The organism is Tsuneonella sp. CC-YZS046 (assembly GCF_035581365.1).
Lineage (GTDB): Bacteria > Pseudomonadota > Alphaproteobacteria > Sphingomonadales > Sphingomonadaceae > JAWKXU01.
In genome coordinates this window covers 2,037,714-2,055,543 of sequence record NZ_CP141590.1, presented here as the reverse complement: position 1 = coordinate 2,055,543, position 17,830 = coordinate 2,037,714, and the positions used below count along the sequence as shown (strand labels likewise).

The window sequence follows — 17,830 nt, the reverse complement described above, 5'->3', positions numbered from 1 at the left end:
GCACAAAGAGCACTAACTACCTGAGCGCTTTTTGTGGTGTAGATGGACTGCCGCCCTCGCAACAGAGAAAGGTCGGCAACATGGAAGCACAGCCCCGCGATCCGCTGGTTTACAGCATCAAGCAAGCTGGAACCGTATCAACCCTATCGAGGGCGGCGCTCTATCGTCTTATCCGTTCTGGGGAGTTGAAAGTCCACAAGGTGGGCAGGCGCACCCTCATTCCCGCTGACAGCCTTCATGCGCTGATTGCGGGGGAAGCGTGATCCATGTCGGTTCTGGAAAGGGGTCCGCTCCCTGAAAAGCGAAAGAGCCGTGAGGTGCTTTCCCCACGGCTCTATCCATTGGTCGAAAAGGTGCTGGCAGGCATTAACATCGACGATTTCAATATAGAGCAGACGCGCCGTTTCGGCAACGCCTTGCTTCGTGCCCGCGATCTGTGGTCCGATCAATACCGTGGCGGTCGCCGGTATTCTGACCGGGAAACCGCGCAGGTAACTGGCCTGGTTCGTCGGACTGGGGGTGCGAAATGAGCGCCCTCGATCCGCGCGATATTGAGCGCTTCGGAAAAATCCTCGGCCTGCTTTCCAGCAATCACGATGGCGAGCGGGCCGCAGCCGCATGGAAAGCCAGCCAGTTCCTCGAAACCAGGCAATTGGGCTGGGGTGATGTCACCGAGATGCTGAAATCCCCGCCCGTCATCATTCGCCCGCAGGTAATCAATCCGTCACCAGCCGATGCGCCACGCGCGCACCAGATGGATGCACGGCGTTGCCTGTCTTCCACGATCCGCTGGAAAGAGCACGAATCCAGGTTTCTTCAACAGATGGCCGCGCAGCAGCGCAAGCCGACCGAGAAGCAACAGGATTGGCTGGATGCCCTGTCAGATCGGGTGACGCGCTTCTATCGGGAGAACGCCTGTGACTTCTGATCCTGTTGCGGCGTTCCTGGACGCCATGGAAGCGGCTGGCGTTGTGCCGGTGGAGCCCATCGCTGACCGGCTGGGGCCTGATCGCATTTACTTCCGTTGCGATTGCGACAGCAAGAAAGGGCGTAAGACCGGCTGGGCCAAGCTCTATCTCGATGAGCACCCAGCCGGATCGTTCGGCAATTACAAGCTCGGCATCGTCCAGACATGGCGGCTGTCGAACGACCGTTCCTTGACCCGGAAGGAGCGCGCCGAAATCGAGAAGGCGCGCCGTGAGGCAGCGGCAAAGCGGAAGGAAGAGCAGGAAGCGCAATGGCGCAATGTCTCGGAAGCTTGTGCCGCGGATTGGGAACGCTCCAGGCCGGTCAATCCTGAACACCCTTACCTGGTGTCGAAAGGAATCGTCGGTGAAGGCCTGCGCCAGTTCGGTCCGCGCCTGCTGGTTCCCATGTTCGACGCCGATGGGCGGCTGTGGAACATTCAGAGCATCGGCCCGGATGGCGGGAAGCTCTACACCAAGGGCGGACGTGCAACCGGCCTGCTGATGGTTCTGGGTGAGCCCATGGACCGTCTCGTCATTGCAGAGGGGTATGGCACCGCTGCGGTCATCAAGCGGGCAACCGCCCTGCCTGTCGTCGTTGCGTTCACCGCCGCTAATCTGGTGACGGTGGCCAAGGCCATGCGGGACAGGTTCCCTGATGCCGAAATCGTGATTGCGGCCGATGATGATGCGCATCTCCTCAGCCATCCCACCATCCAAAGAAATATCGGCGTCGATGCCGCCCAGGCCGCTGCACGTGCGGTCGGTGGGCGCGTCGCGCTTCCGCCCCGGAGGGCAGCATAATGAAAGAAGCAGCAACAGCCCGCGATTACGCGGATGTCGGCGCTGACATGGGCGACGAGGCAATTGCTGAAAGCCTTGGCAGGGCCATGCCGGAACCCCGGTTTCCAGCAGGATTCAAGATGACGGCAAAGGGCCTGCTCCTCGATTCTGACGATGGCCCCCGCCATATCGCAGGTGCATTCGATGTAATCGCCCAGACACGGGACCGGCACAGTCAGGCATGGGGTGTATTGCTCCAGTGGCGGGACGACGACGGCGAACCGCACCGCCTGTCGATTGGCCGAGCCCTTCTCGCTGGGGATGGTCGCGAAGTGCGCCACATGCTCCTTGACGGGGGACTTTATGTCTCGCCTGTCTCCAAGGATCGCAATGCACTGCAAACATTCTTGTCGATGGTCAGGATCGACCGTCGCGCACGGGCGGTTTCGCGGGTGGGCTGGCAGGATGGCAGCTATGCCTTGCCTGATCGCACCATTGAAGATGGCTCGGGGGATCTGGTCGTTTACCAGGGCACGGCGGCACTCGACCATGAGTTTCGCCGCCAAGGCACCCTTGAGGGGTGGCAGGACATGGCGCGGCTGGCGGTTGGCAACACTCGCCTCGTCATTGCGCTGTGTGCGGCGTTCGTCGGCCCCTTGCTGGCTGCTACCGGATCGGAAGGGGGCGGGCTGCACTTGCGCGGGCCATCATCCATCGGCAAATCCACTTCGTTGCTCGCAGCGGCAAGCGTATGGGGTTCACCGACATTCGTTCGCCAGTGGCGCGCCACGGCCAACGGGCTTGAGGGCGTGGCCGAACAGGCAAATGACTGCCTGCTGATCCTGGATGAGCTGGCCCAGCTTGACCCGCGCGAAGCGGGTAGCGTCGCCTATCTTCTCGCCAATGGAACCGGGAAATCCCGCGCCTCGCAATCGGGGGAAGCTCGTGCGGCAAAGCGCTGGCTAACCTTCTTCCTGTCGTCAGGGGAAATCAGCCTTGCCGAGCACGCTCGATCCGATGGCCGGGGGCGGCGCTCACCAACGGGGCAGGAAGTCCGCATTTTCGACATCGAAGCGGATGCAGGAAAGGGCTTGGGCCTGTTCGACACGCTGCATGATCTTCCGAATGGCGATGCATTGGCCCGCGCCATCAAAGATCAGGCAGCGCAGCATTACGGGATCGCGGGGCCTGAGTTCGTTCAGCGCTTGCTCGGCAATCTCGACGATACGGCTGCACGTATCAGGATCGGCATTGACTGGTTCGCGGCAAAGTATCAGCCAGTCGGTGCGACCGGGCAAGTTGCTCGTGCCTGTCGTCGGCTTGGCCTGATCGCTATGGCCGGAGAGATCGCGACCGAACTCGGCATACTGCCGTGGGAGCGCTTGGAAGCGGTTTCTGCTGCGGCCAATATCTTCGCTGGGTGGCTTGAAGCCCGTGGCGGCGCTGGCGCGGCAGAGGACAAAACGGCGATTGAGCAGGTTGCCGAGTTTATCAGCACGCACGGTAATTCCCGGTTCCAGCCGATGGACGGCGGGGACAGCACGGTCATCCACAACCGCGCTGGCTTCAAGCGTGAAACCGGCTTGGGCACGATGGAATACCTGATCCCGGCTGCGACCTGGCGCAATGAAGTTTGCCGGGGCCTCAATCCCAAGTCGGTTGCCGCGCTTCTGATTGAGCGAGGCCATTTGATCCCGGATAGCAACGGCAAAGCATCCCGCAGCGAGACTGCGCCGGGCATGGGCAAGGCCCGCTTCTATGTCGTCAGTCAGTCGATTTTCGGAGGCGACGATGCTTGATTGGCTTGATGCTATTCCGAATTTGGGTGTTCTAGGTGTTCCGGGTGTGCAGCCGCAGAAATCCGCCAGTTTTCATGGAACACCCGGTGTTCTTGAAGGTGTTCCCGGTGTTCTGGAGCACCTCGACGGAACACCGGGAACACCTTGCGGAACACCTCACTCCAGCAATAACAATTTGAAAAATAAAGAGGAACACCGAGAACACCCGGAACACCTAAAAACGAGCAATCCCGTTGGTGTTCTGCGTGATTGGCACGACCGGCTTTCTGGCCTGGATATGGCGGTTCCACCTGCCGGTGTGTCTGCTGGATGGTGGGCGCGGACAGTTTCGGATGCCCATTGGATCTACGAGAACTTCGCATCTCGTGCCGTCCGGGATGGATGGTCAGCCCATGATCTGTTCGGGGTGCTTCCCTCCAAGCCCGCATGGGGCGGGATCGTGGATCGGCTGCGCGGCGCGCGCGATCTGGAGATAACCGACTGCCGGGCATTCTGGACGCATGCTGGACATCCCGGCCAGTTCAACAAGGGGGCAGCGGCAATGCTGCTATCATCGGGCCTTGTGCTGCTCTGGGATATGTAAACAAGGAGGCATCTCGCGCCGTCATAGTTCGGCAGCGTAGCCAGCGTATATCGCAAAGCGAGGTTCCCAAGCTCCTTATCGCGGCATTTAGCGGGCGCAGCGGAGTACGATGAATGAGTGACATGCTGCCATCCGGTAAATTGGCCTACAGCGTAAGAGAGGCGTGCGAAGCCACAAGCTTGGGCCGCAGCAGCATTTACAAGTTGATCGCAAACGGAAAACTTGAAACGCGCAAGGTCGGTAATCGCACCCTCATAATGGCGGCCAGCCTCAATGCTCTGATTAATGGCAGTTGACGAATCTGCGGAGATGGTGGCAAGCGGACTGTGCCGAGCGGGTATAGCTTAGTGGTAAAGCTCCAGCCTTCCAAGCTGGCTATGCGGGTTCGATTCCCGCTACCCGCTCCAGCCGCCTGCCCCCCCCTAGAGACATTCAGCAGCAATAGGCTGTCTTCGCATTCGCTTACTGAACGCGCGTTTGAGCTTCCGCAACGGAGCCGCCAGAGCATGCCGTTGATGATCGAGCGTTCTGCTTGGGCGGACGACCTCGGCCACGGTTCTCAGGCTCTATGGGTAACAAGCTCTTCAGAACGCGCCATTCCGCCTCGGTGAGATCGCCCCGGCTCAAACCTGCCTCCAAAAAGCAGCCTTGAATCAATGCCGTTGGTCCGCGTCAACTGCATTCAGCGTTGCCGTTGTTGCAGTCCGCCAGCTTCAGTGTAGCCTTCTCAAGATGAAACTATCCATGGTAGGTCTGTATCGGGCGTTTTCCGCCATTCTGGCATACGCGTGGTCAGCAGTGGCTGCGATAGAGATCAACCAACTTGCGGGCTGGCAATATGATGGCGACCTTGGTTGGTGGCTCGTGACAGCCTATTCAGCACCCGCGTTGGCACTCACTTCACCTCTGTCGCTGCTCGTTGACGACGCAAACGCCCGCGTTTCTATCGCCTTGGTTCTATTGAGCGTGATAACTGTGATATACTGCATACACATCGCGGTATCGCGCCGACACTTTATGCCATCGGGATAGCAGCTGGGCATAACGGTCATGCAAACGCTTGGCCGAAGCGGTTTTTCCTGAATCAAAATTTGTCCACGCCGCCTAGCGTCCCTGAGATATCCGATTGCCTGCGCCCGTCACCCTTACTTGAGCCTTGCTCCCGTCAGGGGTAGTCCACACCACGGTATTGCTCGCTCCCGTGATCTGGATGACGCCTTTAGGCGCCAATGAAACTCTCACTCGATTACCAGCACCTTCGATAACCAGCTGAGTGCAATTGCCGGTAATAGTCATTGTGTTGCTCGCACCAGTGATGTTCGCCGTTCCGCCGTCGCAATCCATCTCTGAGATTTCTCCTGCACCGGTGAAATTCGCTTGAGCCACGACGGGAGCAGAGACGGAGATAGAGGCAATGGCGAGGACATGGGCAAAACGCATGGGAATCTCCAGCATAGATGAAGCGAGAGCCTAGCGGGACACGCGGGCCTTAGGGAACGAGCATCCTAATCACTTTGGCGTGGAACGGGGGCTTCTTGTCGCCCCGTTCGGTTCGCTCTGCCTAAAAGAAAAACCCCCGCCGAAGCGGGGGTAGGCGATGAGATGCGTGACCGCCGACGAATTTCGTCGCTGGTCAAACGGCCTCAGCCGGGTTCTTCATCGTGCGGTTGGTCATCAATACCGTAGTCAGGATCGCTAATGGCGCAGCCTGGACCGTAATCCTGCCACCGCACGCGAAGATCGGTATTGATCCCATCCTCGTCGCACTGGCCGGAAGGATCGTCTTCTTCGGCGTCATCCACGTCACCGCCCGCGCCATCATCGCTTCCATAGATCCGGTCATCTCCAGCCGGGCAGGAATCGTTATCGCTGACAAGGCAGCCAGGGCCGCCTAGCTGGGCATTTGGCGAAGAGAGCGCGAAATCATCCTCCAGATCGGTCGCATCTTCCTGGTCGGGTTCACCATCCATGGCATCCAGGACGGCAACGAGAACCTCGACCGCGCTGGCTATCGTGTTCCGGTCGAATGTCGAGAAGACCTCTCCGATGTTCACATGCTCGCTCATGTCACCCCTCCCTCATTTGAAGGGCACGGAGAGCCTTGATCGCTGAGAGAAGCTGTCGAGCATCGAAATCCAGACTTTCCCCTCGTGCGAGAAGCGCGTCCGGATCACGAGCCATCAGCTCGTTCATCTCGTCCGCATAATGAAACATATGCCGCATGGCGTTCCACAACTTAACTTCGATCCCCGCCAGCGACACAACGTCGAGGTTGAGAATATCGGCATCGGCGGCACCGATGGTATCCCAGAGCGCCTGTGCCTCAGGAGTATATTCGCCGTCATCGTCCTGGGTTTCGAACAAGACTTCGTGGGCTTGCATGGCTGTAACCTTGCGGTACCATGCATCGATGATTTCAGCATCGGGACGTGTCATAACTGCGCCTCCATGCCTTGGAGAGAACGGATCGCGGCCAGAATAATCCGGCCGTTGCCATCCAGTGATTCATCGAGCGCGAGGACCGCGTTTATGTCGTCGCTGATTACGGTCGTTTCGGTTTCTCGATAGCCATCGATATGGACAAGTGCGATCAGGAGTTTGGCGCTGACACCAGCCGGGGTCTTCGCAGGACTCTCCACGATGAGCTTTTCCGCTCCGTGGATCTTGTCCCAAAGAGTTTTTTCCTCTTCGGTGTATCCATGCTCATCCTCTACGCGATCTTCCTCTGCATCAGGAAGGGCGCGATAGGCCAGCAAAGCCTTGCGCCACTCGTCGAACGCGACAAGGATAGCGCTGTCGGTCGGGCACGGGTTCATGACCGTTCCTCCCGATCTGCCTGGGAGACATGGTCATAATGGTGCCGGGCCAATGCAATGAGTGTAGCGACGCCGTGAAGCGCTTGATGCTTAATCTCATCATTGAAGGTTATCAGGGATATCTCGACCTTCGAAAGGTCGCGATACTCATGTGCATCCCGATAGGTGCCTGCTAGAATTGTAAGCAAGGCGTGGGCTTCGGCCAATCGGCTATGAACGCCGTCTCCATGAAACCAGAACGGCGTAGCACCATTGATCTCGAGCGCTTTTAAGGATTTGGGGCTCCACTTGTCCTGATTTGACTCGTGGCGTGCTTCGTCCGCCTGCGCGGCATTGACCCCGGCCACGCCGGGTGTAGGGCTTTGGTCAGCCATGATCGATCTCCATGTGATCGGTTGCGGTCAGGGCCGGTGTGAGGCTGCAACCTCGCATCGGTCCGCCTTGGCATGCCGCCAAGACTGATATAGTTTGTATCAGGGTTAATGAGGTTGCGTCAAGCTTCGTCCTGATATAAATTGTATCTTATGGATGTTAGGCAATGTAAGATGGCGCGCGCAGCGTTATCCTGGAGTGCGAAAGACCTTGCCGAAGCTGCGGGATTAACTCGTGTTACGGTTGCTCGGTTTGAATCGAGCCAGCCAATAGACCAGAAAAGCCTCTCCGCAATGAAGGTTGCGCTTGAGGCTGCCGGTGCTCATTTCAGCCACCGTGGGGGCCGCGTGGGCGTCTCGGTTCCTGAATAATTGACGGCAGGTTCTCCTCAGGCGTAATCCAGTGCAGGGGAGTGCCCATGCTGGAACTGTATGTCGATCAGATCTATAAGGTCGGCCACGGTCTTTTGATCGCGGCAATTGCCTATAAAGCTTACAAGCTCGCCTCTGATGCTGCCAAGAGGTACGGGCGATTCCCGGTGCTCTGGAAGGGTGCGGCTTGGTGCTTTGGCATCGCTTTGGTTGCGGCGTTGCTTTTGGGCCAGCCGTCATGTGACGGTGCGGGAGATCGCATATTTGGGAGTTGCGAGCATCTTGAGAGTGGTTTCTCGCCGACCTTAGAGCAGCGCGGCGCAAGGTTCTTGTATTTCTTCTTGTTGCTATGTCTTCCCGCCGCTTACGGCTCACTGACAGCCAGAGTGCGTGTGCATAGGGACTCATTATAATCCGGCCGTTTTCTAATGGACAATAACGGGTCCCCACATGCTGCTTCCAGACCATCTCAAAAGAAACGCGAATGAGCTTGCTGCCATCAAGGCCATTGCCGAAAGTGGGGATGATCCGCCCGTACTGATGGTGAACATCAACACCTATACCGCCGAAGCGGGTTATCCTGATGGCGATCTCCATCATCAATACATCACGGGCCTGGAAAAACTGCTGAAAAGAGTGGGGGCCACTATCCTCTGGAGACTTCCCGTCCTGGGGCAGCCCGTGGGTGAGCAGCAGCAAACAGACGAAATTCTCGGAGTTTGGTATCCGAGCCACAAAGCATTTCTTGATCTGCCCAAAACAGCCGGTGCGGATGAGAATTACCGCCTCAGAAGGTTATGCGTTCAAGAAGCGGTGATCCACCGCTGTGACGGCAACGCAAACATGAATGGGGCAGTAGGATCGAATGAGGAGCCTTGTAGCGTATGACCGCAGTGGCCGAGAGCGGGCGGTCCATTCTACAAGGCTTGTTGGACATAGGGTCGTCCCGGAACTGGTAGCTGCTTTCCGTCTTGAGAGCGCGTTAAGGCTTCTCCGCATAAGAGGGTGGTGATGGAGATTACCTTCCTTCTCGGCATCGCAGCTCTTTGGCTGGTTCCGCAGGGACTAGCCTTTTGGCTGTTCGAAGGCCGTTGGCGAGCCGCCGCATGGCTGTCTGGTGGTGCGATGCTTCTGGCAATCGCTGTCGGTATCCTAGGCGGGTTGGCTGGCTCCAATCTAGCCCCGATCTGGATAGTCCTTGCCCTGCCGGTTTGCACGGTTTGGATTGTCGGCCTTTGGATCACATACGGGCTTACGAGGCTTTGCCGCGCGAGATGATCGGCCTATGGATCGCAGCGAATGAATCAAGCGCTAGCCAGGCTGAGGCAATGCTACGGATTCTGCGGCTGGTGGTGGCGATGAGAATAGGAATTCGGTACCATGACCTGGAACTATCGCCTGATCCGGCATGATGAGCACATAGCTCTACATGAGGTTTTCTATGATAGCAGCGGCAAGATCACTAGCTGGACGGCCGATGCGATATCATTTGTCGCCGATCTTGATGAAGGTGCCGAAGGTGTCATCGGCTCGCTGGAAATGGCACTTGCCGATGCGCGGAAATACCCTGTGCTGATTGCTAGTGAGTTGCCCAAATGACCAACAATGAACCCGTTGTGCTCCAAGAAGACGAGGTTACGGGCGATCGCTTCCTTGTTTATAGCACTGACAAGGGCCTACGCCTTGACATTCGCTATGAGGGCGAAACCTTATGGATGACGCAGGCGCAGATTGCCGAGCTTTTCGGCGTGGATCGCTCTGTCATCACCAAACATATCGCCAATGTGTATGCCGAAGGCGAGCTTGAGGCTGAGGCAACTAGTGCGAAAATTGCACAAGTTCGCCAGGAGGGCATGCGCCGGGTTGAACGGCAGATTGAGCACTACACGCTCGATATGGTGATCTCTGTCGGTTATCGAGTCTCGTCGGCACAGGCGACCCTCTTCCGGCGGTGGGCGACTGACAAGCTGGTGCAGTTCGCGACCAAAGGCTTCGTCATCGACTCGGTGCGCTTGAAACAGCCAGAGAATGCTGATCGCCTCGCCGAGCTGCGCGAAATCATTCGGGACATTCGTTCCGATGAGGCGAATGTCTATCGTGAACTCCGCCGCATCTGCGCAATGTGCCAAGACTATGATGGCGATTCCGAAAAGTGGCGCGGTTTCTACAAAACCACACAGGCGAAGATCGTTTATGCCGTTACCTCACATACGCCGGCTGAACTGATCAAATCTCGCGCAGATGCAACGCAGCCGGATATGGGCCTGACCACTTGGCCGAACGACAATATCCGCAAGGGCGATGTGACGGTTTCGAAAAACTACTTCGGCGAGTCGGAGGTCAAGGAACTCAATCGCCTCACCACGATCTTGCTCGATATCTTCGAGGATCAGGCCGACATCGGCCGCCTCGTGATGATGGATGACGCCAAGCGTCTGCTGGATGATCAGCTTAAGTCTCTTGGCCGTGTCGTACTCACCCATGGCGGGAATGTTCTGAAAAAGGACGCCGATCGGCACGCTGAACGCCAATACGAGATTTACAACGCAAAGCGAAAGGCCGAGCGTCAGCTAGAGGCTGACAGAGCCATGGCGGCGCTAAAGGAACAGAACAAAGCGCTACCCAAGGCCAAGCGCCCAAAAAAATAGTGCTACCGCTCTACCTGGACCTTGTATAAACAGAATATTCTCCATAAACTAACAAGATTCACTCTAATATATCTTCTAATTTATGTCTGATTACTTGGACAAACTTGGGAATCTTACTTCTCTTTGAGGTGGGGCGACTCACAAGGAGAAGTGCTATGCCATCTAAAAACTTTGTGCCGAAAATTGACTCAGCTCGCGCCTTGGCAATGTATGATGCTGGGGCCAGCGATAACACCATCGCTGATGCTTTTGGAGTAACGCCGAGTGGAGTGTGTTATTGGCGAAGGCGACACGGGCTACGACGCGTCGCCTGTAATGACAATCGGCTGACCCCTTCACAAATCAGGCAGGCGAAGAACATGCTTCGCAGCGGGGCAACCCGAAAGCAAATTGCGGCTTATCTCGGTATTTCCACTTGGACTGTTAGGCAGATGCGCCGTGACATGGACAAGAAGGGACTTCGCCCCTCTGGCGTCAGCGGCCAATCCCTACGCAAAGCTGTCATTAGGGAGGAAAATCTCCCTCGCCGGATCGAAAAGGCAATCGGTCTGCACGTCCCCCGGGACATACGGATGGACGCTGTCAACGAAATGTACCTACAACTCTTGGATGGTAAGTTGCCGCTTACAGAGATAGAGAGCTCCGCTGCAAGATTTCGATCCAGGGCATTCGAGATGGCTGGCTTTAATCGATCGACGCGTAGCTTGGACGAGGCCAATGATAACGGTTTATCCCTCACGGAAACGCTCGCCGATCCCAACTCCCTCGAACCCTTTGAAGAGGTGCTAAAACGCAGGTTCGCTGAGGGCGAGTAAAGCCCTCGCCTTCTCTTAACTTCAACTAGCCCCGCTTCGGTGGGGTTTTTGTTTGCCTTACATGCTTGGTTTGCGCTGTTGAGGATTGGCATATCGCAGCGACATTCCCTTGCGATTCCAATAGGTTTGTGTTACAGCCACTGCACTCAACGCCGTGATGGCAGTGGAGGTGAAAATGCAAGATGTGCACGTATCCTTTCGTGCGAATGGCCGATTGATCGCTGCGCTTTCAGAGCGCGCGCGGAATGCCGGATGTAGCGTTTCTGAATATCTCCGTTCCGTAGTTCGCGAGAAGGTTGGGCTGTGATGCTCGCATTCCTCTCGGGTCCTTCCGTTGACGCAAGGCTGCGGGCGGCAACTGACCGTCAGGCGCAATTCCACTCCGCTGCGGAACTGACGCGTCAGTTCTCGGAGATGACGGGTGTGGATCGTCGCGTGGTCTTTGGCCGACTGACCACCATCGATCTGAATCTGCTGGCACTGCTGGGTTCGCCGCAAGGCTGGACGGCAATAGCGGCTTTCATGGCCTGCGAACTTGGGATTTCCGCTCCCGATCTGGTTCCAACGGTGCATTGAGGGGCGACAATGGCAGGCAGATCGAACGTGTTCGCCAGATTACGGGAAGCAGCGCAAGGCGACTTGCACGCGCAACGCGCACTGGTGGCGCGAACGATGGAGATTGCTTCCACCAGCGATGAGCAGATTGCGTTTTGGGCTTTGAACGAAGGTTTGGTCATCGCCCGGATGGCGGCATTGCATGGCGGCTTCTCCGATGTGGTGGCTGTAATTTCCATGCTGGACCGGGCAGCGGGGATCGCTGTGAGGCATGGAGAGGATGATATTCGCTCCTTTCTCGCAGGGGAATGCGTTGCCTGGATAAACTATCTCGCGGATCGTGGTGACGAGAATGCAGCCACGCGCCTGGTTGAGATCGGCGGGGAGGAGAGCCCTGCCACGATGCTGTTCGCACAGCATTTCCATGAACTGATGACGCTTGGCGAGAAGGATGCCGATAATGCTGTTTAAGCGATTGAAGGGCCGCGGCCTGCTTGCAACCAACAATCCCAAAAACCTGTTCGCACAGGGCGAAGGTCAGGGTGTTGCCAACCCTATCTACCTTCCCCCGGCTCAGGAAATGCCATCTACCGATATACGTGATCCAAATTCCGGCAAGCGCCCGTCTGAACTGGTTGGCGCCCCCATGATCCAGGGTGCGCCGGAAAACTCCGCTCCCCGACAGCCGACGCCTCGTGAAGTGTTCGATTACGAAGGTGCCCGGAAGCAACTGGAAGCGAATAACAAGGCTGCATCCTGGGCGGATCGGTTCGCTCGCGCTGCTGCCTTCATGAATGACGATTGGGGCAGGGCTGCGGAAATCACGGGTCGCATGGCCAGCCGCGCTCGGGACACTGACAATACGATCGAGAAGTGGCGGCGGGAAGATTGGGTAGATCAGCGCCAGGCCGATCTGGATGCCTCACGTCCGACGACGATAGGCCGCGCCCGGATCGTCTACGATCCCATTACCGGAGAGGCCAAGGAAGTTTACCGGGGTCCCGAAGATTTCGAGCTATATGCCAAGCATCTCGGGATTCAGCCGGGGACGGATGAGTATTTCCGGGCCGTTGAGGATTACGTCCTCAAATCCAGCGGACCATCTGCGCATAGCCGCGATCTGGAACTGGATGACCATCGCACCGGCAACGATATAGAACTGGAGGGCGTTCGTCAGGGCCATCGCACATCGCTCGAAGGTATTCGGCAGGGCAACCGGGAGAAGCTCCGCAAGATGCCATTGCCGCCGCGCGCAACCCTGGCTGGTGCGCCGCGCAAGGGCAGTAGCGTGCCGACTGCCATCGATCCCCGGACAGGCCGCAGGATAGAACTGCGCAACGGCCAGTGGGTGCCGGCCAAGTGAGCCTGCCGCCGCTGCCCCCTGGGTTCGTCCTCGACAGCGATCCGCCTCGCAAGAAGCGCAAGGAAGAGGACTTGCCGCAGCTTCCTGAGGGTTTCGTTCTCGATGCTCCAGCACCGAAAGCATCGCGGCAGGACGCGATCCCTTCACTGGGGAACATCACCAACGCTATCGATGGTGACACCTTGGGTCTTGCCTCTGGTGGGCGCGTGCGCATGTGGGGGATGCCCAACGTGCTGGCCGGTCCAGCGCGCGCGCTTGATCCAGTCCAGCGCCAGCGCAACACGCTGGGTGAAGAGTTTATGAGCGGTATCCCCGGCCTTTCAGACAATCTCCTGCCCAAGCGGGATATCTGGGGCAGGCCCATCACATCCGAAGGGACTCCCGGGCCTGATGTGCTGTCGCCTTTTCGGCAGAGTACTGAAAAGAACGATCCGGTTAACAATGAGATGCTTGCCATCGGCGCTCGCAACGGACTGCCGAGCAATTACTATTCCATCCAGGGCGTTCGTCATCAATGGACGCCAGAGCAATACGACGCGCTACAGGAGATCGCAGGCCCCGCAGCTTATTCAAGCGTGATGGACCTTATCAGCAGCCCTGAATGGTCCACGCTGGACGCCAGCAAAAAGCGCAAAGCAGTGGACAAGGCATTCAAGAGCGCCCGCGAAACCGCCCGTGCTATTGTGCTGGGGACATCGGAAAGGACCCAGGAAGAGCAGGCCACCATTTCGGATGCCCCTCGTCTGGGCGATCCCATTGCAGGCGCACCCCTTAAGAGAGACTTGCCCCCGCTTCCGCCCGGTTTCGTATTGGAAGGCGATGCAGGCGGGATGAATATCTATGCCGACATCCAGAGCGCCATTCCCGGCATTCGGATCACATCCGGGTATCGTGATGAGGCCTATCAGGCCGATATGCGCCGTCGTGGGTATCGGCCCGCACAGAATAGCGGGCACCTTTCAGGATCCTCACTCGATCTACTTCCGCCACCGGGCAAGTCGATGTCCTGGCTCAAGCGCGAGGTTCGCAAGTTCCACCCCGACGCTCGAATGCTGGATGAGGGCGACCATCTGCACACCACATTCCCAGGATACTACGGAGCGCCCCCGCTTGGTGGAGCGAAGGGTGCAGGGCTGAGGAACCCACTGCAAGGCATGCCGCCACCGCCACCGGGATTCGTGCTGGACTGATTATGGCACCCCCGCATTCGAAATCTGATGGACCTATTCCGCAGAATGGTCTGGTGTGCGATGACGATGTCACGGCTCGTCCGCCGAGCCGAAATCGTATCCGGACAGAACCCTCTGCTGAAATTCGAGCATGGTCGATTGCGGCCGAAAAGCGCGCACGGTCTCGCCCTATCCCGCCAAATGTTATCCTGGAATCTGCAGGGAAAGATGAAGAAGTTTGGACTTCGCCTCACAGCGACGAGAACACATGGCTGCTCCAGCTTGCGGATGCTCTAGGGACACGATCGCAGGCTGTCATAACTACGTTCATGACGCAGCTTGAAGCACTTTGCTCTCGCGACATCTGGGATGACGAAGCCAGGCAATGGCGGTTGGACGAGAACCAGTTTTCTGCCGCACTTGCCTTGATAAACAGCATCAGGCCGCGCAATGAGATGGAAGCCTGCCTCGCAGCGCAGATGGTAGCGGTGCACATGATGCAGATGCAAACATCTGCACGAGCCCTGAAGCACAAGCACGATATCAAGACCGCAGCCACGGCCAGTAAGCTCGCCCGTACCTTCACGATGCAGATCGAAGCTCTGCAAGCGCTAAAAGGCAAGCGGCGCTCCACCAAGCAGAATATCGTCGTTACGAAGGAGACACACCAGCATGTCCATTATCACGACCACAGGGGGGCAGAAGAAACAGGCCGACAATCCCACGGACGGAATGCCGAAGCTCCTGACGAACGCAAAGCTGTGCGGAGCCAGGAACCGGGCGGGAAAGTCGTGTCGTTGTCCAGCCGTGCGGGGAAAAGCCCGGTGTAGGATGCATGGGGGCCGAAATCCCGGGGCACCGCGCGGCAAGCGTAATGGCATGTGGAAGCATGGTGGATCTACGAGAGAAGCGCTGGCTCTGCGTCGTGCCGCCACGCGCCCCTGCCTGCGATGCCGCAAGCCCTTCGAGAGCGAGGGCAACCATCATCGGCTGTGCGGGGCGTGCTCGAATAGGGCGGCGGAGACCAGTCCCTATGCGGTGTGATCGTCCTCTCCGGCTCCGGCCGCCGCAACAGCGTCGATGACTCCCCGCACGAAGCGGAAGGAGCATTCGAGGATCGAATTGGCCGCGTCGGGCAAACCATCGTCGAGCCCGGAGACCAGCAGGTTGACGACAATGAGGTAATCGCCCTTCGGCAACCGCTCCTGCCCCCGGTAAAACTCGTGCGCGTCTGCGGCAGCAAAGGCGTCCGCCGGGAGATCGAAAACCTTGTGACCGTTTCCGGGCACCACTAGCTGAATCGCTGCGGCCTTGCCATCGGCGGGCCGAAACCCCCAATGCTTCCCATCGTTGGAAATCTGCCTTGCGGCTTCGATGTGATGGCGCTCGACTGGGTGGGCCTGTCGCGCATTGGCGAGGACGCCCAGCATTGCGTCGCCCAGCGCATCTTTCGTCTTGCCGCAGGCCTCGTTGAAATCGTCGTCCGTGAGCCCGAGGGGGTAGTGGAGCCACCTAAGCCGGTCGTGCCCGTTCGCCTTGGCAATCGCGGCGGCGACGTGATCGAGCGCGGAGATTGCATTGGTCGCGCTGTCGGCAAGGACCGGCTTGGCGGCAACCAGCCGCCCTCGGTCGAGATGGAGGCAGTTGAACCACTCCCCGGTGTCCCCGTCCTGCCCCTCGGTGAATCCCCATAGCTTGTCCGGTCCCGCCAACTCGTTGAGCTCGCGATAATGTCGTTGGGCTCGGGCGAGGCAGGCCTTCGCGTCGTCTAGGTTGGGCTTCGCGCACATCAGAATGAGGGCGTGACCTCCTTCTCGTGATTCTCGCCTGAGTCGTCGTCCCACACCAGCTTGACGTGAGCTCGGGATGGGCCGCTGAGATGTTGTATCGCGGCGACTTCCACCCATTGGTGCTGTTCGAGGATCGGCACTGGAAACTTCTGCCGGATGACGTTCTGGGCAAGGACCGACTCACCCTCTTGAAGGTCGATTAGCCGCACGTTCCGCGCTGTCCCTTGGCCCCGATTGAATACCTTGAGCCGCCAGATGCTGCTGCCCAGCCTGCGCTGACCCACCGTGATGAGGTTGGCGGACAGGTCCGCGCGTTTGCTGTCTTGCCCCGCTTGGGTCTCGCGTTCGATGAGCAGCCGGTTGAGCTGTTCGGTGGTCGCGGCAAGCTCGTCCTGTCGCTTGTCGGACCTGTGATTCTTATAGAGCGAGATGCCCGCCAGAAGCAGCGCCAGCCACGCCGCGCCCGCACTGGCGGCACTTGCCCAATCGCCCGGACTCATTTGAGCTTGAAGTGCTTCGAGCTGGAGAAGGCTTTGCGAAGCTCGTCTTGCGCCCACTGGCCGACATCGGCGGCCATCTTGCCCACCTCGTTGTCGATGAGTTCGCCGTTCTCGCGCATCAGCTCCTCGCGGGTGAACGAGCGGTTGCATCCCACGCAACGGAACGGACCCACATCGGTCTCGCGCTCGAATTGCGTCCGGCCGCAAGTGGAGCATTGCATCGACACTGACTTTGAGAATTTGTCGCCCGCCATCGCCCCCTCCTGTTATTATCCGATCTTGCCGTCCCGCTTAGCGATCGCGTCCCGCGCGCCTTGCGGGAGACCATCGAACATCTCCGCTATCCGCTTGGGCTGTGAGATCATCGCATCGGCAATGATATTGACGAGATCGAAGAGCTTTTCTGCTGTGCCAACATCGTCGCGCAAATCGACCTGCCCGGGGTGGACTGCATTGTTGCCAATTACTCGAACAACATCGAGGGCTTGCTGAATCCGAACGTCGAGGCCCTTCTCCACCAGAGCAGCGATATCGCTGTCGATGTTCTTACCATTACCCCCCACTTCCTTGCATAGCTTTTGAATGGCGAGGCGAAGCAGGGCTGACGCACCTCTAGGTGACAGTCGCAAAATTCGGCCCGCTTCGTCAAAGTCGAGGCGGACATCTTCCGGGAGATCGGGATTGGGTAAGGGGGCGTCGCCTCGCACAGGGAACACGAGCGCAGACTGAACCCAAATGGCGACCTTGTCGCAGTTGAAGCAGCGAGAGAGGTCCGCGTTATAGAGGTCCCAATGAACGTAGGAGCCCTGCTTATTCCGTTCGACGAATGGCGTGCCCGCAATCACGCGTTCTGCCCAACGCTGCATCTTCCTGCGTTCTTCGAGGTCCTCGATTGAATCGATGAACTCGCGGTTTAATGTGTCCTCGGAAATCCGGAGGGGAAGCTCGTCCTTCTCCTTTGGGTCGGCCTTTAGGCTGAACCAACTCTGTTTCGCTAATGCACCGCAGTGCGGACAATTAAAGGCCGTCTCTGTGATCGAGGGCGGAACATACTTCGGAACCGGGCTGGACATTGCCCAATTATGCGCCCCCGGCTCTTTCCCGCAATAGCGATAGTGGGGCGGGCTGTGTATAGCTCGATCTACCCGGCTCTACCCCCCGAAGAAAATTGGAGGGCCATAAAACCAGCTAAGTATCTGATTTTATGGTGGGCGCGGCAAGGATTGAACTTGCGACCCCACCCGTGTGAAGGGTGTGCTCTACCACTGAGCTACGCGCCCGCCCGCATCGCTGCCGGCAGG

At 58.2% G+C, this 17,830-nt stretch carries 28 protein-coding genes and 2 tRNA genes; 20 read left to right on the top strand and 10 right to left on the bottom strand.

Features of this window, described 5'->3' with window-relative positions:
* The first annotated feature begins 80 nt into the window (after positions 1-80).
* The 8 genes from U8326_RS10135 to U8326_RS10100 all read left to right on the top strand — a co-directional run bounded on the left by U8326_RS10135 (position 81) and on the right by U8326_RS10100 (position 4,537).
* Positions 81-263, top strand: a complete 183-nt coding sequence (locus U8326_RS10135; protein WP_324740128.1) for a helix-turn-helix domain-containing protein — start codon at positions 81-83, stop codon at positions 261-263.
* A gap of 3 nt (positions 264-266) precedes the next feature.
* Positions 267-530 carry a hypothetical protein gene (locus tag U8326_RS10130; protein ID WP_324740127.1) on the top strand — a complete coding sequence of 88 codons (264 nt, stop codon included), beginning with the start codon at positions 267-269 and terminating at the stop codon, positions 528-530.
* Positions 527-928: a hypothetical protein gene (locus tag U8326_RS10125; RefSeq protein WP_324740126.1), complete on the top strand. Its 402-nt coding sequence runs from the start codon at positions 527-529 to the stop codon at positions 926-928. Before U8326_RS10130 ends, U8326_RS10125 begins: the two co-directional genes overlap by 4 nt.
* Entirely contained in the window at positions 918-1,769 is an 852-nt protein-coding gene (locus U8326_RS10120; protein ID WP_324740125.1) for a toprim domain-containing protein, read from the top strand. Before U8326_RS10125 ends, U8326_RS10120 begins: the two co-directional genes overlap by 11 nt.
* Positions 1,769-3,547 carry a DUF927 domain-containing protein gene (locus U8326_RS10115; protein ID WP_324740124.1) on the top strand — a complete coding sequence of 593 codons (1,779 nt, stop codon included), beginning with the start codon at positions 1,769-1,771 and terminating at the stop codon, positions 3,545-3,547. Before U8326_RS10120 ends, U8326_RS10115 begins: the two co-directional genes overlap by 1 nt.
* A complete protein-coding gene (locus U8326_RS10110) occupies positions 3,540-4,130 on the top strand; it encodes a hypothetical protein (RefSeq protein ID WP_324740123.1) in 591 nt (196 codons plus the stop codon). Before U8326_RS10115 ends, U8326_RS10110 begins: the two co-directional genes overlap by 8 nt.
* 113 nt (positions 4,131-4,243) lie before the next feature.
* Positions 4,244-4,426 (top strand): helix-turn-helix domain-containing protein, encoded by a 183-nt coding sequence (locus U8326_RS10105; protein WP_324740122.1) that lies wholly within the window; start codon positions 4,244-4,246, stop codon positions 4,424-4,426.
* Between the two features lie 37 nt (positions 4,427-4,463).
* Positions 4,464-4,537: transfer RNA gene (locus U8326_RS10100), tRNA-Gly, on the top strand.
* Positions 4,538-5,234: 697 nt separating this feature from the next.
* On the opposite strand, the gene U8326_RS10095 is transcribed toward U8326_RS10100, so the two are convergent.
* From U8326_RS10095 to U8326_RS10075, 5 genes are all read right to left on the bottom strand, one after another.
* The gene (locus tag U8326_RS10095; RefSeq protein ID WP_324740121.1) at positions 5,235-5,585 is read right to left on the bottom strand and encodes a DUF3060 domain-containing protein; all 351 of its coding nucleotides are present in this window, start codon (positions 5,583-5,585) and stop codon (positions 5,235-5,237) included.
* Between the two features lie 188 nt (positions 5,586-5,773).
* On the bottom strand, positions 5,774-6,196 hold the full coding sequence (locus U8326_RS10090) for a hypothetical protein (protein WP_324740119.1): 423 nt from the start codon (positions 6,194-6,196) through the stop codon (positions 5,774-5,776).
* A gap of 1 nt (position 6,197) precedes the next feature.
* Complete coding sequence (locus U8326_RS10085; RefSeq protein WP_324740117.1) at positions 6,198-6,566, bottom strand: hypothetical protein; 369 nt, start codon at positions 6,564-6,566, stop codon at positions 6,198-6,200.
* Entirely contained in the window at positions 6,563-6,946 is a 384-nt protein-coding gene (locus U8326_RS10080) for a hypothetical protein (protein WP_324740115.1), read from the bottom strand. Before U8326_RS10080 ends, U8326_RS10085 begins: the two co-directional genes overlap by 4 nt.
* Entirely contained in the window at positions 6,943-7,320 is a 378-nt protein-coding gene (locus U8326_RS10075; protein ID WP_324740113.1) for a hypothetical protein, read from the bottom strand. The genes U8326_RS10080 and U8326_RS10075 overlap by 4 nt, the downstream gene beginning before the upstream one ends.
* Before the next feature lie 150 nt (positions 7,321-7,470).
* Here U8326_RS10075 and U8326_RS16430 point away from each other — a divergent pair, with 150 nt between their 5' ends.
* The 12 genes from U8326_RS16430 to U8326_RS16425 all read left to right on the top strand — a co-directional run bounded on the left by U8326_RS16430 (position 7,471) and on the right by U8326_RS16425 (position 15,283).
* Entirely contained in the window at positions 7,471-7,689 is a 219-nt protein-coding gene (locus U8326_RS16430; protein WP_416385468.1) for a helix-turn-helix domain-containing protein, read from the top strand.
* A gap of 47 nt (positions 7,690-7,736) precedes the next feature.
* Complete coding sequence (locus tag U8326_RS10070; RefSeq protein ID WP_324740111.1) at positions 7,737-8,102, top strand: hypothetical protein; 366 nt, start codon at positions 7,737-7,739, stop codon at positions 8,100-8,102.
* A gap of 37 nt (positions 8,103-8,139) precedes the next feature.
* Positions 8,140-8,577 carry a hypothetical protein gene (locus U8326_RS10065; RefSeq protein ID WP_324740109.1) on the top strand — a complete coding sequence of 146 codons (438 nt, stop codon included), beginning with the start codon at positions 8,140-8,142 and terminating at the stop codon, positions 8,575-8,577.
* A 492-nt stretch (positions 8,578-9,069) separates the two neighbouring features.
* Complete coding sequence (locus U8326_RS10060; protein WP_324740108.1) at positions 9,070-9,288, top strand: hypothetical protein; 219 nt, start codon at positions 9,070-9,072, stop codon at positions 9,286-9,288.
* Positions 9,285-10,337, top strand: a complete 1,053-nt coding sequence (gene rhuM, locus U8326_RS10055; protein WP_324740107.1) for a RhuM family protein — start codon at positions 9,285-9,287, stop codon at positions 10,335-10,337. Before U8326_RS10060 ends, rhuM begins: the two co-directional genes overlap by 4 nt.
* Positions 10,338-10,780: 443 nt before the next feature.
* Complete coding sequence (locus U8326_RS10050; protein WP_324740106.1) at positions 10,781-11,152, top strand: hypothetical protein; 372 nt, start codon at positions 10,781-10,783, stop codon at positions 11,150-11,152.
* Positions 11,153-11,458: 306 nt separating this feature from the next.
* Positions 11,459-11,728, top strand: coding sequence for a hypothetical protein (locus U8326_RS10045; RefSeq protein WP_324740105.1), 270 nt, complete (start codon positions 11,459-11,461; stop codon positions 11,726-11,728).
* Between the two features lie 9 nt (positions 11,729-11,737).
* Positions 11,738-12,178 (top strand): hypothetical protein, encoded by a 441-nt coding sequence (locus U8326_RS10040; protein ID WP_324740104.1) that lies wholly within the window; start codon positions 11,738-11,740, stop codon positions 12,176-12,178.
* On the top strand, positions 12,168-13,070 hold the full coding sequence (locus U8326_RS10035; RefSeq protein WP_324740102.1) for a hypothetical protein: 903 nt from the start codon (positions 12,168-12,170) through the stop codon (positions 13,068-13,070). Before U8326_RS10040 ends, U8326_RS10035 begins: the two co-directional genes overlap by 11 nt.
* The gene (locus U8326_RS10030; RefSeq protein WP_324740100.1) at positions 13,067-14,260 is read left to right on the top strand and encodes a hypothetical protein; all 1,194 of its coding nucleotides are present in this window, start codon (positions 13,067-13,069) and stop codon (positions 14,258-14,260) included. The genes U8326_RS10035 and U8326_RS10030 overlap by 4 nt, the downstream gene beginning before the upstream one ends.
* Positions 14,261-14,568: 308 nt before the next feature.
* Positions 14,569-15,069, top strand: coding sequence for a hypothetical protein (locus tag U8326_RS10025; RefSeq protein ID WP_324740098.1), 501 nt, complete (start codon positions 14,569-14,571; stop codon positions 15,067-15,069).
* Positions 14,972-15,283: an HGGxSTG domain-containing protein gene (locus tag U8326_RS16425; RefSeq protein WP_416385531.1), complete on the top strand. Its 312-nt coding sequence runs from the start codon at positions 14,972-14,974 to the stop codon at positions 15,281-15,283. Before U8326_RS10025 ends, U8326_RS16425 begins: the two co-directional genes overlap by 98 nt.
* On the opposite strand, the gene U8326_RS10020 is transcribed toward U8326_RS16425, so the two are convergent.
* From U8326_RS10020 to U8326_RS10000, 5 genes are all read right to left on the bottom strand, one after another.
* Entirely contained in the window at positions 15,271-16,029 is a 759-nt protein-coding gene (locus U8326_RS10020; RefSeq protein ID WP_324740096.1) for a hypothetical protein, read from the bottom strand. The genes U8326_RS16425 and U8326_RS10020 overlap by 13 nt on opposite strands.
* Positions 16,029-16,529 (bottom strand): hypothetical protein, encoded by a 501-nt coding sequence (locus tag U8326_RS10015; protein WP_324740094.1) that lies wholly within the window; start codon positions 16,527-16,529, stop codon positions 16,029-16,031. The genes U8326_RS10020 and U8326_RS10015 overlap by 1 nt, the downstream gene beginning before the upstream one ends.
* Positions 16,526-16,783 carry an ECs_2282 family putative zinc-binding protein gene (locus U8326_RS10010; RefSeq protein WP_324740092.1) on the bottom strand — a complete coding sequence of 86 codons (258 nt, stop codon included), beginning with the start codon at positions 16,781-16,783 and terminating at the stop codon, positions 16,526-16,528. The genes U8326_RS10015 and U8326_RS10010 overlap by 4 nt, the downstream gene beginning before the upstream one ends.
* Before the next feature lie 15 nt (positions 16,784-16,798).
* Complete coding sequence (locus U8326_RS10005; protein ID WP_324740090.1) at positions 16,799-17,602, bottom strand: DUF4145 domain-containing protein; 804 nt, start codon at positions 17,600-17,602, stop codon at positions 16,799-16,801.
* A 132-nt stretch (positions 17,603-17,734) separates the two neighbouring features.
* Positions 17,735-17,809: transfer RNA gene (locus U8326_RS10000), tRNA-Val, on the bottom strand.
* Positions 17,810-17,830: the final 21 nt, after the last annotated feature.

Coding starts and splice junctions, on each gene's coding strand:
- U8326_RS10050 (WP_324740106.1), top strand. CDS start 10,781: ATGGACAAGAAGGGACTTCGCCCCTCTGGCGTCAGCGGCCAATCCCTA.
- U8326_RS10060 (WP_324740108.1), top strand. CDS start 9,070: ATGACCTGGAACTATCGCCTGATCCGGCATGATGAGCACATAGCTCTA.
- U8326_RS10105 (WP_324740122.1), top strand. CDS start 4,244: ATGAGTGACATGCTGCCATCCGGTAAATTGGCCTACAGCGTAAGAGAG.
- U8326_RS10085 (WP_324740117.1), bottom strand. CDS start 6,566: ATGACACGTCCCGATGCTGAAATCATCGATGCATGGTACCGCAAGGTT.
- rhuM (WP_324740107.1), top strand. CDS start 9,285: ATGACCAACAATGAACCCGTTGTGCTCCAAGAAGACGAGGTTACGGGC.
- U8326_RS10135 (WP_324740128.1), top strand. CDS start 81: ATGGAAGCACAGCCCCGCGATCCGCTGGTTTACAGCATCAAGCAAGCT.
- U8326_RS10115 (WP_324740124.1), top strand. CDS start 1,769: ATGAAAGAAGCAGCAACAGCCCGCGATTACGCGGATGTCGGCGCTGAC.
- U8326_RS10070 (WP_324740111.1), top strand. CDS start 7,737: ATGCTGGAACTGTATGTCGATCAGATCTATAAGGTCGGCCACGGTCTT.
- U8326_RS10065 (WP_324740109.1), top strand. CDS start 8,140: ATGCTGCTTCCAGACCATCTCAAAAGAAACGCGAATGAGCTTGCTGCC.
- U8326_RS10110 (WP_324740123.1), top strand. CDS start 3,540: ATGCTTGATTGGCTTGATGCTATTCCGAATTTGGGTGTTCTAGGTGTT.
- U8326_RS10015 (WP_324740094.1), bottom strand. CDS start 16,529: ATGAGTCCGGGCGATTGGGCAAGTGCCGCCAGTGCGGGCGCGGCGTGG.
- U8326_RS10080 (WP_324740115.1), bottom strand. CDS start 6,946: ATGAACCCGTGCCCGACCGACAGCGCTATCCTTGTCGCGTTCGACGAG.
- U8326_RS10010 (WP_324740092.1), bottom strand. CDS start 16,783: ATGGCGGGCGACAAATTCTCAAAGTCAGTGTCGATGCAATGCTCCACT.
- U8326_RS10090 (WP_324740119.1), bottom strand. CDS start 6,196: ATGAGCGAGCATGTGAACATCGGAGAGGTCTTCTCGACATTCGACCGG.
- U8326_RS10025 (WP_324740098.1), top strand. CDS start 14,569: ATGACGCAGCTTGAAGCACTTTGCTCTCGCGACATCTGGGATGACGAA.
- U8326_RS10130 (WP_324740127.1), top strand. CDS start 267: ATGTCGGTTCTGGAAAGGGGTCCGCTCCCTGAAAAGCGAAAGAGCCGT.
- U8326_RS16430 (WP_416385468.1), top strand. CDS start 7,471: ATGGATGTTAGGCAATGTAAGATGGCGCGCGCAGCGTTATCCTGGAGT.
- U8326_RS10020 (WP_324740096.1), bottom strand. CDS start 16,029: ATGTGCGCGAAGCCCAACCTAGACGACGCGAAGGCCTGCCTCGCCCGA.
- U8326_RS10125 (WP_324740126.1), top strand. CDS start 527: ATGAGCGCCCTCGATCCGCGCGATATTGAGCGCTTCGGAAAAATCCTC.
- U8326_RS10035 (WP_324740102.1), top strand. CDS start 12,168: ATGCTGTTTAAGCGATTGAAGGGCCGCGGCCTGCTTGCAACCAACAAT.
- U8326_RS10075 (WP_324740113.1), bottom strand. CDS start 7,320: ATGGCTGACCAAAGCCCTACACCCGGCGTGGCCGGGGTCAATGCCGCG.
- U8326_RS10095 (WP_324740121.1), bottom strand. CDS start 5,585: ATGCTGGAGATTCCCATGCGTTTTGCCCATGTCCTCGCCATTGCCTCT.
- U8326_RS10005 (WP_324740090.1), bottom strand. CDS start 17,602: ATGTCCAGCCCGGTTCCGAAGTATGTTCCGCCCTCGATCACAGAGACG.
- U8326_RS16425 (WP_416385531.1), top strand. CDS start 14,972: ATGCCGAAGCTCCTGACGAACGCAAAGCTGTGCGGAGCCAGGAACCGG.
- U8326_RS10040 (WP_324740104.1), top strand. CDS start 11,738: ATGGCAGGCAGATCGAACGTGTTCGCCAGATTACGGGAAGCAGCGCAA.
- U8326_RS10045 (WP_324740105.1), top strand. CDS start 11,459: ATGCTCGCATTCCTCTCGGGTCCTTCCGTTGACGCAAGGCTGCGGGCG.